Origin of the sequence: Pseudonocardia hierapolitana, from assembly GCF_007994075.1 — a bacterium.
In the GTDB taxonomy this organism is placed as follows: domain Bacteria; phylum Actinomycetota; class Actinomycetes; order Mycobacteriales; family Pseudonocardiaceae; genus Pseudonocardia; species Pseudonocardia hierapolitana.
In genome coordinates this window covers 5,862,486-5,876,444 of record NZ_VIWU01000001.1, presented here as the reverse complement: position 1 = coordinate 5,876,444, position 13,959 = coordinate 5,862,486, and the positions used below count along the sequence as shown (strand labels likewise).

Annotated in this window: 11 protein-coding genes; 2 read left to right on the top strand and 9 right to left on the bottom strand. The window is 74.4% G+C overall.

Going from position 1 to position 13,959, the window contains the following annotated elements; genetic code table 11:
• The first annotated feature begins 51 nt into the window (after positions 1 to 51).
• Positions 52 to 1,656 (top strand): alpha/beta fold hydrolase, encoded by a 1,605-nt coding sequence (locus FHX44_RS27970; RefSeq protein ID WP_147258520.1) that lies wholly within the window; start codon positions 52 to 54, stop codon positions 1,654 to 1,656.
• Positions 1,657 to 1,790: 134 nt separating this feature from the next.
• Here FHX44_RS27970 and FHX44_RS27965 read toward each other — a convergent pair whose 3' ends face one another.
• Entirely contained in the window at positions 1,791 to 4,634 is a 2,844-nt protein-coding gene (locus FHX44_RS27965) for a DUF732 domain-containing protein (RefSeq protein ID WP_147258519.1), read from the bottom strand.
• A 344-nt stretch (positions 4,635 to 4,978) separates the two neighbouring features.
• Here FHX44_RS27965 and FHX44_RS27960 point away from each other — a divergent pair, with 344 nt between their 5' ends.
• Positions 4,979 to 6,604, top strand: coding sequence for a glycoside hydrolase family 13 protein (locus FHX44_RS27960; RefSeq protein ID WP_212612679.1), 1,626 nt, complete (start codon positions 4,979 to 4,981; stop codon positions 6,602 to 6,604).
• 74 nt (positions 6,605 to 6,678) lie between these two features.
• Here FHX44_RS27960 and FHX44_RS27955 read toward each other — a convergent pair whose 3' ends face one another.
• From FHX44_RS27955 to pxpA, 8 genes are all read right to left on the bottom strand, one after another.
• A complete protein-coding gene (locus FHX44_RS27955) occupies positions 6,679 to 7,941 on the bottom strand; it encodes an aminotransferase family protein (RefSeq protein WP_246170628.1) in 1,263 nt (420 codons plus the stop codon).
• A 21-nt stretch (positions 7,942 to 7,962) separates the two neighbouring features.
• Positions 7,963 to 8,397 (bottom strand): DUF5709 domain-containing protein, encoded by a 435-nt coding sequence (locus FHX44_RS27950; RefSeq protein WP_147258517.1) that lies wholly within the window; start codon positions 8,395 to 8,397, stop codon positions 7,963 to 7,965.
• Between the two features lie 62 nt (positions 8,398 to 8,459).
• Positions 8,460 to 9,623, bottom strand: coding sequence for a PucR family transcriptional regulator (locus tag FHX44_RS27945; RefSeq protein ID WP_147258516.1), 1,164 nt, complete (start codon positions 9,621 to 9,623; stop codon positions 8,460 to 8,462).
• A 92-nt stretch (positions 9,624 to 9,715) separates the two neighbouring features.
• Positions 9,716 to 10,684, bottom strand: coding sequence for a 5-oxoprolinase subunit C family protein (locus FHX44_RS27940; RefSeq protein ID WP_147258515.1), 969 nt, complete (start codon positions 10,682 to 10,684; stop codon positions 9,716 to 9,718).
• Positions 10,681 to 11,574, bottom strand: coding sequence for a 5-oxoprolinase subunit B family protein (locus FHX44_RS27935; protein WP_246170627.1), 894 nt, complete (start codon positions 11,572 to 11,574; stop codon positions 10,681 to 10,683). The genes FHX44_RS27940 and FHX44_RS27935 overlap by 4 nt, the downstream gene beginning before the upstream one ends.
• A gap of 34 nt (positions 11,575 to 11,608) precedes the next feature.
• The gene (locus tag FHX44_RS27930) at positions 11,609 to 12,967 is read right to left on the bottom strand and encodes an acetyl-CoA carboxylase biotin carboxylase subunit (RefSeq protein ID WP_147258514.1); all 1,359 of its coding nucleotides are present in this window, start codon (positions 12,965 to 12,967) and stop codon (positions 11,609 to 11,611) included.
• Between the two features lie 2 nt (positions 12,968 to 12,969).
• Positions 12,970 to 13,215: an acetyl-CoA carboxylase gene (locus tag FHX44_RS27925; RefSeq protein ID WP_147258513.1), complete on the bottom strand. Its 246-nt coding sequence runs from the start codon at positions 13,213 to 13,215 to the stop codon at positions 12,970 to 12,972.
• Positions 13,212 to 13,952: a 5-oxoprolinase subunit PxpA gene (gene pxpA, locus FHX44_RS27920; protein ID WP_147258512.1), complete on the bottom strand. Its 741-nt coding sequence runs from the start codon at positions 13,950 to 13,952 to the stop codon at positions 13,212 to 13,214. Before pxpA ends, FHX44_RS27925 begins: the two co-directional genes overlap by 4 nt.
• Between the last annotated feature and the right edge of the window lie 7 nt (positions 13,953 to 13,959).

The window sequence follows — 13,959 nt, the reverse complement described above, 5'->3', positions numbered from 1 at the left end:
CACCGGCCGTGCGGCACCCTGTGCTGGGAACCAGCACGACCGGGAGGGCACGTGGCACGACCACCGCGTCACGCGGTCGGAGCTGCGCAGCGACCGCGGTCCTCAGCCCGCCTGGTGGCGCTGCTCTGCCTCGTCGTCGCGCTCGCCGGCTGCACGGTCGGCCCCTCCGAACGTCCGCCGGTGGCCGTGCGCGGCGAGAACGTCCCGGCGGCACCGGGCCAGCCCACGCCCACCGCCGAGCCCGTCCTCCCGGAACCGGAGCCGCAGCGGGCGACGATCCCGTTCTTCGAGTGCACCGAGGACACGCTCGTCACGCTCGTGGAGCCGGTGCCCGCCGACCGCCAGCTCCAGGTGGACTGCGGGGACCTCACCGTGCCCGCCGATCCCGACCAGCCGTCGCGCGGCGCCGTGACCCTCGGCGTGATCCGCGTCGGGGAGGCCGGAGCGCCCGCCGACCGGCCACCGCTGCTCGTGCTCGGCGACAGCACCCGCGAGCCGTCCACCCGCCACGCGGCCATACTCGCCGGGCAGGTCGACCCGGCCCTGCTGCAGCACTACACGCTCGTGGGCATCGACCGGCGCGGTGCGGGCGAGGACATCCTGCACTGCGCGCCGGACGACGCTCGCGCGGCGCTCGTCGACGCCGACGCCGGAGCCACCGGTGAGGCGGACCTCGCCCTGCTGCTCGAACGGGCGCGCGCGGTGGTGCAGGAGTGCAACCTCACGCTCGACGGCGGCCTGGGCAGCTACCGGACCGCCGCGTCCGCCGCGGACGTCGAGCTGCTGCGCGCCGCCCTCGGGGTGGAGCGGCTGTCCGCGGTCGGTGTGGGCGACGGCGCCGCCGCGCTCGCCATGTGGGCCAGGTCGGCGCCGCGTTCCGTCGGGCGCCTGGTGCTCGACGGGCCACCGCACCCCACGCAGGACGAGCCCGATCTCACCGACACCCGCGCCGCGGCCGCCGAAGCCGCTCTCGGAGCGTTCGGGGTGGCCTGCTCCGCACGCCCGGACTGCCCGCTCGGGCCCGACCCGCGCGCCACGGTCGCCTCCCTCCTCGCCCAGCTCGAACGCCGGCCGCTGGTCACCACCGACGGCAGCCGGCTCACCGCGGGCGCCACCGTCACCGCGCTGCTGTCCGGGCTCGGCGAACCGAGGCGATGGCCCGCGCTCGCGGCGGCTCTCGCCGCGGCGAACGCGGGCGACCCGGTCCCGATGCTGACGATCCTCGCCCCGCTGACCGGGCCGCGCGGGCTGTTCGACGGGATGCTCGCCACCAGCTGCAACGACACGCAGCGGCGCCTCGCCCCCGGCGAGATCGCTGAGGTCGCGCAGCGGTGGACCGGTGCGTACCCGACGTTCGGGGCGACGCTCGCGCTGCGACTGCTCGCGTGCGCGCCGTGGCCGACCGGACGGGAGGCCCGGCTCACCGGGCAGGCCGAGGCCGCGCCCCCGATCCTCGTGATCGGCACGGCCGCCGACCCGCGCGGCGCGCTCGACGGCTCCCGGCGCACGGCCGACTCCCTCGCCACCGCCCGCTTCATCAGCTGGCAGGGCGCGGGCACCGGGGCCTACCCGCGCACCTCGTGCATCAGCGGTGTCGTGGACGCGATGCTGCTCGACGGCGTGATGCCCGACTCCGGCACCCTCTGCCCGCCCTGAGGCGCCCCGGGCTGAGCCGGACCCACCCGACCACGCGCCGACCTGCCGATCAGGACGACGCCGGCGCCTGTGCGGCGGGAAGCCCTCCACACCCGGGCGCAACGATCGACAGCGGGAGCACCACTACGTGGTGCTCAGCAGTAGAACTGCTTGGCGTAGTCCACTACGTCGCTCGCCTGGCCACGCGTGACGTTCGGGAGCACCGCGGGCACCGACCGCGCGAGCTGCGCCTCGTCCGCGCCCTGGTCGAGCTGTGAACAGATCGCGTCGGCGGCCTCGACCTCGGCCTGGCCGCTGCTGCTCGTGGGGATGTCGGCGTCGCGCAGCGCGGTGAGGAAGGCGACCGCCTTCCGGCCGTCCAGGTCGACGGGCTGTGCCGTGGGCTCGGGCTGTTGCGCCACCGGGGCGCTCACGGCGGCCGGTGCCGCCTCCGCCGGTGCCGCCTCGGGCTCGGACGTCGTGAAGATCGCGACGATCGCGGCCAGCACGAGCACCGCCCCCACCCCGACGGCGGCGAGGACCGGCCGGGAGGTGAGGCGGCCGGCCAGGCCGCGCTCCTCCGGCTCGTCGTCGTGCTCCGCGTCGTCGACGTCGTCGGCGTCGTCCGACTCGCGGACGGTCTCCGCTTCCTGGCGCCGGGGGGCGATGGTCGTCACCTCGGCGGGCGCAGGCTCCTGGCGCCGGGGCCGGACGGGGTCGCGCAACGCGTCCAAGCCGGTCAGAACGGCGGTGGCATCCCCGTCCGTGCCGCCGCGAAGCGGCGCGTTCTGGTGAGCGGCACGGGGCGGAGGCCCGCCGGAGCGCCCGGGCTCCTCGGGCCGGGCGCCGCGGGGCGGCGGCCCGGCGGGGCGACGCGGCGGGGGACGCCTGCCGGGGGCGCGGGCCGGCGCGATCAGCGGGACGGCCTGGGTGGGCGGTTCCGGGGTGCCCTGCTGGGCGGGTGTCTCGCCGCGGGCGGCGGCGTCGGCGATCGCCCGGACCTCGGCCTCGGCCGCAGCGTTGGCCTTCTCGGCCGCCTTCGCGGCGGCCTCGGCCGCCGCCTCGGCCTCCTCGGCCGCGCGGGCCGCCGCGGCGATGGCGGCGGAGGCGCGTTCAGCGGCCGATGCCGCCGCCTCCTCGGCGGACGCGGCGGCCTGCTCGGCGGCGCGACGGCGAGCGGTGTACTCCTCCAGCGGAAGTTCGGGAGCGTCCGGAGCGCTGGGCCGGGCCGACGCGGCCGGGGCGACCGCGGTGAACGCGGTGGTGGGATCGGGCGTCACGTCGAGCGGGTCGGGCCCCGACGGCGGCCCCTGCTCGGACGTGTCCCGGGGCGCCGGGTCTCCGGCCGGTGGCTCCTGGAGCGGGCGATCGGGGCCCGGAGAGTCCGCGTCGGTGATGCGGATGCGTCCGGTGAGGGCGCTCTCGGTGAAGGCGGGGTCGGCGAACTGGTCCGCGTCGCGCGGGTCCGGTCCCGCGTCGGGACGGTTGCGGCCGTCCGGGCCGGCACCGAGCACGTCGGCCCCGAACTGGTCCGGAGCGAACAGGTCGCTGCCCTGGTCATCGTTGTGCTGGTGACCGTTGCGCTGGTCACCGTTGCGCGGCGCTTCGCCGCCCCGGTCCTCGCCGACCTGTTCGGCGCCCAGCGGGTCGGGTGTCGCGGACTCGTCGGCGAACAGGGACGGCGGACGGCCGATGCGGGGCGCACCACTGGGCCGGTTGCGATCGGCCCAGCGGCGCAGCCGCGGGTCCGCGTCCACCAGCTTCCGCTCCGGCGGCTCCGTGGCCAGCGCGTCGGGGTCGTTCGGACCGCGCTCCTGCGGATCGCGCTCGAAACGATCGGGGTCGCCCGGGAATCCGCCGCTGAACCGGTCGCCGTCGCCGCGGGGCCGCTCGAGCGGTCCCTGGTCGGAGGGCAGGTGGTCGGCGGGCTCACCGGTCGGCGGGCCGCTGCGGGGACGCGTGTCCCGGTCCGGCCAGTTGCGATCCGGCGAGTCGTGATCGAACGGGTTGCGGTTCAGCCGGTCCCAGTTCACCGGGTCCCTGTTCATCGGGTCGCCGTTCAACGGGTCTCGGTCGAACAGCGCGGGGCGGGGCTGCTCGCGTTCACGAGGATCCCGGCCGGCCGAGATCCGGTCGAGGTGCTCCCCGGGTTCGTGGCCGGGCGCCTCGTGGCCCGACCGCTCCCCCTCGTACGGATCGCGGTTCGGGAACGGCGGCGCGAGGGGCGATCGATCCAGCGGATCCGCCCCGGCCCGGGAGCCGACGTGATCACCGTCCATGGGGACATCGTCCTGCGGCGCACGGTCCGGCGCGCTCCGATCTCGTGGGCTGTCGCCGAGCGGGCCGATCTCGGCGTGGACCCGCCCCGTCGAGAGCGCGTCGAGCGCGTCGCCGCCGAGGCCCGGGTTCTCGGGCCCTGCACCGTCGAGGCCCGTGCCGTCGAACCGGCGATCGTCCACGCTGTGCTCGATCCCGTGCTCGACCTCGTGCTCCCCGGCCTCCGCGGCGCGGTCCCGGCCGGGCACGGGGTCGCCGAACGCGCGTGCGAAGGAGTCGCCGACGTCGGGACGCCGGTCCTCGACGGCGAGGGCGGGTGCGCCCCAGTCGTCGCTGCCCGGGTCGTCCAGCCTCCGATCCGACCAGTCGCTCTCGTCGTCGCCGCGGGCGCCGGCCTGGTCGTCGTCGAGGGAGTTCTCGCCGTGCAGGCGCGGTGTCGGGAAGTGCTTCTCCTCGGCGCCGTCCGGACGGCCGAGTTCCCGAGCGGTGCGCTCGTCCGACCCCCACAGCTCCGGGATGTCGTGCAGCGGTTCCCGATCCGAGACGAGGTCGCCGCTCGCCGGGTCCCCCCAACCCCAGTCGAAGGCCTGCTCCTCGCCCCCGCCCAGCAACCGGTCGACCAGGGATCTGTCCTCGGAGGCCGGGTGGTGCCGCGACCCACCCTCGTCGGCCACGGCATGCCGGGCCGCGCCGTAGCGCCCACTCACCGCCTCACCGGCCATCGCACGCTCCCGTCCCCCAAAAGCAGTCACTTGCCGTGTCTGTACAACGAGCGGATCACGGGGAAGGCGCGGTAGCCCCCGTCACGGCGCCCGCGTGAGTGATGTCAGTCACAGTACGTACGCGCAGGTCACGCGGTACGTACCCCACTCGTCACGGGCGGTCACCCGGGTCGGGTCGCCCGAGCACCGCGCGTTCCGCCGTCCGGCTGCCGGGGTACGCCCGGACGGGGCAGCGGGCTGCTACGGGTGAATTCGGAGGGCTTCGGCGCGCTTGATACCGCCCATGACGCTGCCTATCGTCGGGACCGGAGCTTAGATTTAATGCCTGAACAAAAGGAGTGCTCGTGCCGGACCCCGCGGCGTGGTGGCGACAGGCCGTCGTCTACCAGATCTATCCCCGCAGCTTCGCCGACTCGAACGGCGACGGCATCGGCGACCTGCCGGGGATCACGAGCCGCGCCGGGTACCTGCGCGAGCTCGGCATCGATGCGGTGTGGCTGTCGCCGTTCTACCCGTCCGCGCTCGCCGACGGCGGCTACGACGTCGACGACCACCGCGACGTCGACCCCAAGATCGGCACGCTCGCACAGTTCGACGACATGGTCGCTGCGCTGAAGGCGGCCGGCATCAGGCTGATCGTCGACATCGTCCCCAACCACACCTCCGACCGGCACGAGTGGTTCCGCGCGGCCCTCGCCGCCCCGCCCGGCTCGCCCGAGCGCGACCGGTACGTCTTCCGCCAGGGCCAGGGCCCGAACGGCGAGCGGCCACCCAGCGACTGGACCGCCGCTTTCGGCGGGCCTGCGTGGGAGCCGGTCGGCGACGGTCAGTGGTACCTGCACATGTTCGCGCCCGAGCAGCCGGACCTGAACTGGGACAACCGCGAGGTCAGGGACGACTTCCTGAAGACGTTGCAGTTCTGGGCGGACCGCGGCGTCGACGGGTTCCGGGTGGACGTCGCCAACGCGCTCGCCAAGGACCTCACGCCGCCACTTCCCAGCCAGGCGGAACTGGACGCCGAGGACCTGCCCGACGGCGTGCACCGGCTGCTCGACCGGGACGAGGTGCACGAGATCTACGAGGAGTGGCGGGAGCTCTTCGACCGCTACGACCCACCGCGCACGGCCGTGGCGGAGGCGTGGGTGCGCTCCGCCCACCGCCGGGCCCGCTACGCCTCCCCCGAGGGCCTCGGCCAGGCCTTCAACTTCGACCTGCTGCTGGCGTCATGGGACGCCACCGAGTTCCGGAAGATCATCGAGGAGAACCTGGCCCACGCCCGGTCGGCCGGCACGTCGTCGACATGGGTGTTCTCCAACCACGACGTCGTGCGCCACGCCACCCGGTACGCCCTGCCTGCGGGCACCGACCTCAAGGCATGGTTGCTGGGCGACGGCACGAACCCGCCTGCGGACCTCGAGCGCGGCCTGCGCCGCGCCCGCGCGGCCACCCTGCTCGCGCTCGCACTGCCCGGTTCGACCTACCTGTACCAAGGAGAGGAGCTCGGCCTGCCCGAGGTCGCCGACCTCCCGCCCGAGGTGCTGCAGGACCCCACCTGGATCCGCTCCGGCGGCACGCACAAGGGGCGCGACGGCTGCCGGGTGCCGCTGCCGTGGGCGTCGAGCGGCCCGTCGCTCGGCTTCGGCCCGGGTCCGGCGCACCTCCCCCAGCCCGCGGTGTTCGCCGAGCTGTCGGTCGAGCGCCAGGAGGCGGACGAGGCCTCCACCCTCGCCCTCTACCGCCGGGCGCTTGCCGAGCGGCGCCGCCTGCAGACCGCCGAGGCCATGGAATGGGCCGAGGACGCGCCGGACGACGTCGTCGAGCTCAGCCGCCCGAACGGTTGGACCTGCATCACGAACTTCGGCGAGAACCCGGTGCCGCTTCCGCAGGGCCGGTTGATCCTCTCCAGCGCCCCCCTGCCGGAGGGGGCGCTCCCCGGCGACACGACGGTCTGGCTCGAGACGACCGGCTGACCCGACCTGCAGCACGGTGGCCATCCTCCGGCCGGGCCGGAGGACGGCCGCCATGCTGCGATGGCCTTGAGCCGTTACCGCGCCGCGTCGTCCAGGCCGCCGCGGAACGCCTCCGTCATCAGATCGAGGTGCTCCTCGGCCAGGGTGAGCGGCGGCGAGACGGCGACGGCCGAGACCATCGGCCGCACGAGCACGCCGCGCCGGCGCGCCCCTGCGGCCACGGCGGCCGGCAACCCCGGGTTCGCGGCCAGCCGCTCCGGGTCGAGCTCGATGGCGGCGAGCACGCCGGTGCCGCCGCGGGCCTCGACGACGAGGGGATGGTCGGCGAGCGACTGCACCGCCTCGTGGAGCGGCAGCTCCAGCCCGTCGGCCCGCTTGAGCAGTCCCTCGTTCTCCATCACGTCGAGGTTCGCCAGCGCGGCGGCGCATGCCGTCGGGTGGCCGGAGTAGGTGGCCCCGTGCCGGAACGGGGCGGCGCCGTCGGCGAAGAACGGCTCGGCCACCCGCTCGTGCGCCACCACCCCGCCCAGCTGCACGTACCCGCTGGTGATGCCCTTGGCGAACGTGACGAGGTCGGGCACGATCCCGAACCGGTCGACCCCGAACCAGTCGCCGAGCCTGCCGAACCCGCAGATGACGCTGTCGATGACGAGCAGCACGCCGTGGCGCGTGCAGATCTCGCGCACGCGCTCGATGTAGCCGGGCGGCGGGGGCAGGACGCCGCCTGCGCCGATCACGGGCTCGGCGAAGAACGCGGCCACCCGTCCCGGCCCGATCCGCTCGATCTCGGCGTCGAGCGCGTCCGGGTCGTTCCACTCCACCTGCGCGACGTCGGGCACGAACGGGGCGGCGAGCCGGTTGGCCGGGATCCCGGCGAGCGCGGTGCCGAACCCGTGGGTGCCGTGGTAGGCGTGCCGGCGGCTGATCAGCACGGTGCGCTCCGGCTGCCCCGTGCGTGCGAAGTACTCGCGAGCGATCTTCGCGGCGGTGTCGATGGCCTCACCACCACCGTTGACCAGGAAGATCTTCGCTCCCGGGACCGGCGCCAACCCGGCGAGCCTGCGGGTGAGCTCGAGCGCCGGACGGTTCGCGACGTCGGTGAACGTGTGGTAGGTGGCGAGCTCGCGCATCTGCGCGGCCACGGCGTCGGCGATCTCCGCCCGGCCGTGGCCGACGTTGACGCACCACAGGCTCGCCGTGGCGTCCAGGTATCGCTGCCCCGCCTCGTCCCAGACCCACACGTCCTCGCCACGGGTGATCACGAACTCGGAGCGGCGCACGGCGCCCATCGCGGCGAACGGGTGCCAGAAAGCGGTGTCGGTCGCGTCCTCACTCATGCCGGTGACGGTACGCGGGGGTCAGTCGTCCAGCCTGCGTTCCTCCGAAACCACGTGCACAGCGGCCTCCTCCGCCGACGCCGCGCCCCCGTCGATCCCCGCGTCGACCGCGTACAGCTCCGCGTCGTCGTCGAAGTCGCCGCTCCCGGCCACGAGCCGACCAGCGCGGATGTCGCCGACCTCGTCGTCGAGCAGCTCTCCGTCGGTGTCGGAGCTGTCCCCGAGCCCGTCGCCCGGCCGGTCCTCGCCGTCGGGGAGCTCACGCGCGAGCCGCGCGTCGAGCGGCTCGTCGCCTGCCTCCTCGCGGGCGGTGGTGCCCCAGCCGGTGCTCGCCCACGGCTTCTCCGCCGGCGACCAGCCCTCGTCGAGCACGTCACCCACGCCGCGGTCGTCCAGGCTGTCCTCCGGTTCGAGGACTCCGGAGTCGTCCTCGTCGGAGCGGTTCTCACGATCCATGGCCGAAGCCTGGCACGTGCGGGCACGCCCGGTCACCCCGGCGGCCTGCCCGCCGTGCCGGATCACTGCGTTCGGGTGCACTGCAGCGCGAGGAGCACCACGGCGGCGTCGGCCGGCACCGTGACGTCCCGGCCCGTGAGCTCGGTGAACCGGCGCAGGCGGTTGAGCACGGTGTTGCGGTGGCAGTACAGCCGCGCCGCGACCTGCGCCACCGAACCGGTCGCCAGGTAGGCGCGCACGGCGGCCAGCAGCCGGTCCCGCTCCCTCACGGGCACGTCGGCGAGGCCGGCGAGCTCGCTCCCCACGAGCTCGGCAGCGGCGTCCTCCAGGCGCGCGGCGGCGAGGGGGAGCCAGGCGTCGGCGAGCTCGCATGGGCCGTCCGCGCGGGGCGACACGTCGACTATCTCGCCCGCGATCCGCGCGCTGCGCGGCACGTTGGCGAGCCCGTGCGCCAGCGGGCCGACCCCGCAGGGCACGCCGGCGAGCGCGGCCCGGACCGGCGCGCCCGTCCCGCCCTCCCACCGCGCGATCAGCACGACGTGCCGCCCGGTGGACTGCACGTGCACCATCCGGCCGTCGGCACCGAGCCGGTCGGCCGCCCGCCGCAACGCCGGACCCGCAGCGGCGGTCGCCGCCGCGACGAGCAGGTCGGCGTCGACGTCCACGTCGAGCGCGACGGCCAGCCGCTCCACCTCGTCGGGGTCGGGGTCACGGCCTGCGAGCAGGGCGGCCACGAGCATCGTGCGCTCGCCCTGCCGCTCCCGGGCCAGTAGCGCCGCCTCGGCCTGGTAGCTCACCTGGATCTGGGTGGTGTAGTCCTCGACGGCCGCCCAGACGTCCTCGACGCGGGACACGAGCAGCGGCTCGTCGTCCGGGTCGGCCCGCTCGCGCAGGCCCGCCCAGAGCACCCGGAAGTCCAGCCGCACCGCCGTGAGCAGGTCGTTCAGCGGAACGCCTCGGCGCGCCCTGTCCCGGCCGATGGACGGCCCGATGTCGAGCAGCCGCTCCGGGACGGGCTGCCCGGCCACCCGCCGCAGCAGGTAGTCGAAGGTGCGGTCGGCGTCGGCCTCGAGCACCTCGTGCGGCACGACCCCGCGCCCGTACGGGCCGATCGCCCGCACGCGGTCGACGAACTCGGCGACGAGCGCGTCGGCGTCCGCGCGCAGCCGCCCGGCGAGCGCGGCCCACCGCGCCGCCGGGGCGTCGTCCCACCGCTGTTGTTGCATCCGCACACGCTAAGGGGGACACCACCGCGAGTTCAGGAAAGCCACTTTCCTGGCCTGTACGGCCCTGAATGTGGCTTTCCTGAACTTCCGGGTCAGCCCTCGAGCGCCTCCGCGAGCCGCCGGGTGCGCTTGCGGTAGTCCGAGCGGGCGGCCAGCGCGCCGTCCAGGTCCACTTCCACGAAGCGGGTACGGGTCTTCGGCGCCGACTGGGCGACGACGTCGAGGTCCCCCGACAGCACGGTCGCGATCATCATGTAGCCGCCCCCGGAGACGGCGTCGCGGTGCAGGATGATCGGCTCGACGCTGCCCGGCACCTGGATCGAGCCGATCGGGTACGGCGCGTCCACGATGTTCGACGGGTCCTGCCCCGCCCCGAACGGGGGCTCGCGCGGCACGGTCTCCAGCTCAGGGCCTGCGTAGCGGAACCCGATGCGGTCGGCGACCGGGGTGAGGTCCCACGTGCTGTCGAGGAAGGCCGTGCGGCCCGCCTCGCTGAGGCGGTGGTCGTAGAGGCCCATCACGACCCGCACCTCGACGTCCTTCGCCAGGTTCGGCCGCAGGTCGGCGGGCACGCTCCGCCCCGGAGCCGCGCCCGGACCCGACCCGACCGGAAGCCGGTCCCCGGCCGCGAGCGGACGTCCGGACAGGCCGCCGAGTGCGCCGAGGGCGTAGGTCGAACGGCTGCCCAGCACCTCGGGCACGTCGATCCCGCCGGAGACCGCGATGTATGCCCGTGCCCCCGCGGTGAGGTAGGCGAAGCCGAGCACGTCGCCCGCGGACACCGGGAACGACTCCCAGTTCGGCCGCTCCTCCCCGTTGACCTTCGGCACCATGCTCGCCCCGGTGACGGCGACGACGGCGTCGGCGGTGAAGGCCAGCTCCGGTCCCATGTAGACGACCTCGAGCGCCGCGGCGCCCGCCGCGTTGCCGACCAGCAGGTTCGCCGCGCGCAGCGAGTACTGGTCGAGCGCGCCCGACGGCGGGATGCCCAGGTGGTAGTAGCCGGTGCGGCCGGCGTCCTGCACGGTGGTGGACAGCCCGGGCTTGAGAACCTCGATCACTTCAGGACCTCCAGGAGCCGGGCGTTGTAGCCGTCGGGGTCGTCGAGGAACGACTGCAGGTGGAACTCGACGGGCCGGGCCGTGACGTGGAACGTCCCGGCCTCGACCTCCGCCAGCAGCTCGTCGTAGCGATCACTGTCGATGGGCGCGAACTTCACGATGTCGGCCGGGCGGAACAGCACCATGAAGTCGGTGAAGTCCGGCAGCGTCTGGGTGGGGTCGTAGATCGGGGCGGGCGTGATGCCGAGCATCTGGTAACCGCCCGCACCGCGCACCGAGTAGATGCAGGCGAAGCAGCCGCCGTAGCCGACCGTCTGCTTCGGGGTGTCGGTCCGCGGCCGCAGGTACTTCGGCACGATGATCTGCCGCTCCCGCGGCACCATCTGGAAGAGGAACGGCAGCCCGGCCACGAACCCGACCATCGAGGTGAACCACGGCGAGCCGGAGTGCGCGGCGATGAAGTCGTCCACCGACGAGTAGCCGTTGATGCGCGCCGCGTACTCGATGTCGGTGGCGGACGGGTCCTGGTGGCGGTCGCGGAACCGCATGAGCGTCTCGGTGGTCCACGGGTCGCGGTAGAGCACCGGGATCTCCAGCACGCGGGTGGACAGGGCGAGCTCGTGGGCGTCGCCGACCTGCTGCTCCAGGTCCTTCAGCAGCGCGAGGAGCTCGTGCGGATCCAGCACGTCGGGGTCGAACCGCACCTGGTAGGACGCGTTGGCCGGGCAGATCTCCAGCACGCCGTCGGGCCGCGCGTCGGAGAGCTTCTTCGTGATGGCCATCGCCCGGAAGTTGGCCTGCAGGCTCATCTCCTCGGCCAGCTCGACGAAGACGAACTCGTCGCCTCCCCAGCTGTAGCGGGCCGGCGTCACCTCGGCCATGGCCGTCATGACGCCGCCTGCGCGGGAACGAGTACGTCGGCGGTCATGCCGTTGCCTCCTCGCGGTCGGACAACCACTGCTCCAGCGTTCCGGTGTGGAACTCCCCCGCCGCGAACCACGGCTGGTCGAGGATCTCGGTGTGCAGGCCCGCCGTGGTCGGGACGCCCTCGACGGCGAACTCGGCGAACGCGCGGCGGGAACGGCGGATCGCGGACTCCCGGTCCTCGCCCCACACCACGACCTTCGCGAGCAGCGAGTCGTAGAACGGCGGGACCGTGACGTCGGGCTCCAGCCACGTGTCGACCCGCACCCATGGGCCTGCCGGCAGCTCGACGCGCCCGACCTTGCCCGGCGAGGGCAGGAAGCCGCGCGCCGGGTCCTCGGCGTTCACGCGGAACTCGATGGCCCACCCGCGAACGGCGATGTCGGGCTGCGCGTGCGGCAGGGGGTCGCCCGCCGCGATGCGCAGCTGCGCGGTGACCAGGTCGATGCCGGTGACCAGCTCGGTGGTCGGGTGCTCCACCTGGATGCGGGTGTTCATCTCGATGAAGAAGAACTCGTGCGTCTCGTCGTCGACGAGGAACTCCACGGTGCCCGCGCTGCGGTAGCCGACCTCGCGGGCCAGCCGGACGGCCGCGGCGGTCATCCCGTCCCGCACCCGCGAGTCGATGCCCGGGGCCAGTGCCTCCTCCACCACCTTCTGCCGCCGCCGCTGCAGCGAGCACTCCCGCTCGAACAGGTGCACGGCATCGGTGCCGTCGCCGAGCACCTGCACCTCGACGTGGCGGGCCCGGCGGACGAAGCGCTCCAGGTACATCCGCCCGTCGCCGAACGCGCTCGCCGCCTCCCTGGACGCGGCCGGGAACGCCGTGCGCAGCCCCGCCTCGTCCTCGACGACGCGGATGCCGCGCCCGCCGCCGCCCGCGGCGGCCTTGAGCATGACCGGGTAGCCGACCTCCGCGGCGGCCGCCACGGCCGCCTCGACGTCCTCGACACCGCCAGGCGTGCCCGGCACGGTCGGCACGCCCGCGGCCGCGGCCACCTGGCGGGCCCGAACCTTGTCGCCCATCCGGTCGATCACGTCCGCATCCGGTCCGACGAAGGCGAGCCCGGCGTCGGCGACCGCCGCGGCGAACCCGGCCCGCTCGGACAGGAACCCGTAGCCCGGGTGCACGGCGTCGGCGCCCGCCGACCGGGCCGCCTCCACGATCGCGTCGGCCACCAGGTAGCTCTTGCCCGCGGGCGGCGGGCCGATCTCCACCGCCGCGTCGGCGAGCCGGACGTGGCGGGCCCCGGCGTCCGCGGTGCTGTGCACCGCCACCGTGGAGATCCCGAGATCGCGCGCGGCCCGGATGATCCGCACCGCGATCTCGCCGCGATTGGCGACGAGGAGCCGCTTCACGCTCAGCCGGCCTCGATCACCGCGACCGGCTGCCCCGCGTCGACCACGTCCTCGTTCTCGACGAGGAACTCCACGAGGGTGCCCGCCGCGCCGGCCGGGACCGGGTGGAAGGACTTCATGACCTCGACGAGGCAGACGGTGTCGTCGGCGCCGATGGTCTGCCCCTCGGTGGCGAACACGTCGCTGTCCGGGTCGGGCCTGCGGTAGAAGATGCCGGGGATGGGTGAGACGACCTCGAAGCGGCTCACGCAGAAGCTCCTCTCTGGTCCAGGTGGGGACGCAGCGCCTCGTGAACGGCTTTCGCGAGGTCGACGGCGTTGGGGGTGTCGGAGTGCACGCAGACGCAGTCGGCGCGCACGGGGATCTCGGTGCCGTCGACGGCGGTGGCGACCCCGTCGGTGACGGCGCGGAGCGCCTTCCGGGCCGACGAGGCGGGGTCGAACGCGGCGTGCTCGCGCGTGATGATCAGCGAGCCGTCCGGGCGGTAGTCGAGGTCGGCGTAGTACTCGGAGATGAACCCGCCGGGGCTCGACCCCCAGACGCGCTCGTGCACCGTGCCCGACATGCCCATGAGCGGCACGCCGAACACCGCCGCCGCGTCCGCGACAGCCTCGGCGACCTGCTCGTCGCGGGCCGCCATCCCGTACAGCGAACCGTGCGGCTTGATGTGGTTGAGCTCCATGCCCCGCTCGCGCAGGAAGCCGGCCAGCGCGCCGACCTGGTAGATCACGGCCGCGGTCAGCTCGTCGCGCTCCATCTTCATCTCGCGGCGGCCGAAGCCCTCGCGGTCGGGCAGCGACGGGTGGGCGCCCACCCGCACCCCGTGCTCCTCGGCGAGGGCGACCGTCCGCCGCATCACCCGCGGGTCGGAGGCGTGGAACCCGCAGGCCACGTTCGCGAGCGTGATCCAGGGCATCAGGCCCTCGTCGTCGCCGCAGCGGTAGATGCTGAAGGCCTCGCCCATGTCGCAGTTGATCGCCACCATTGTCGGA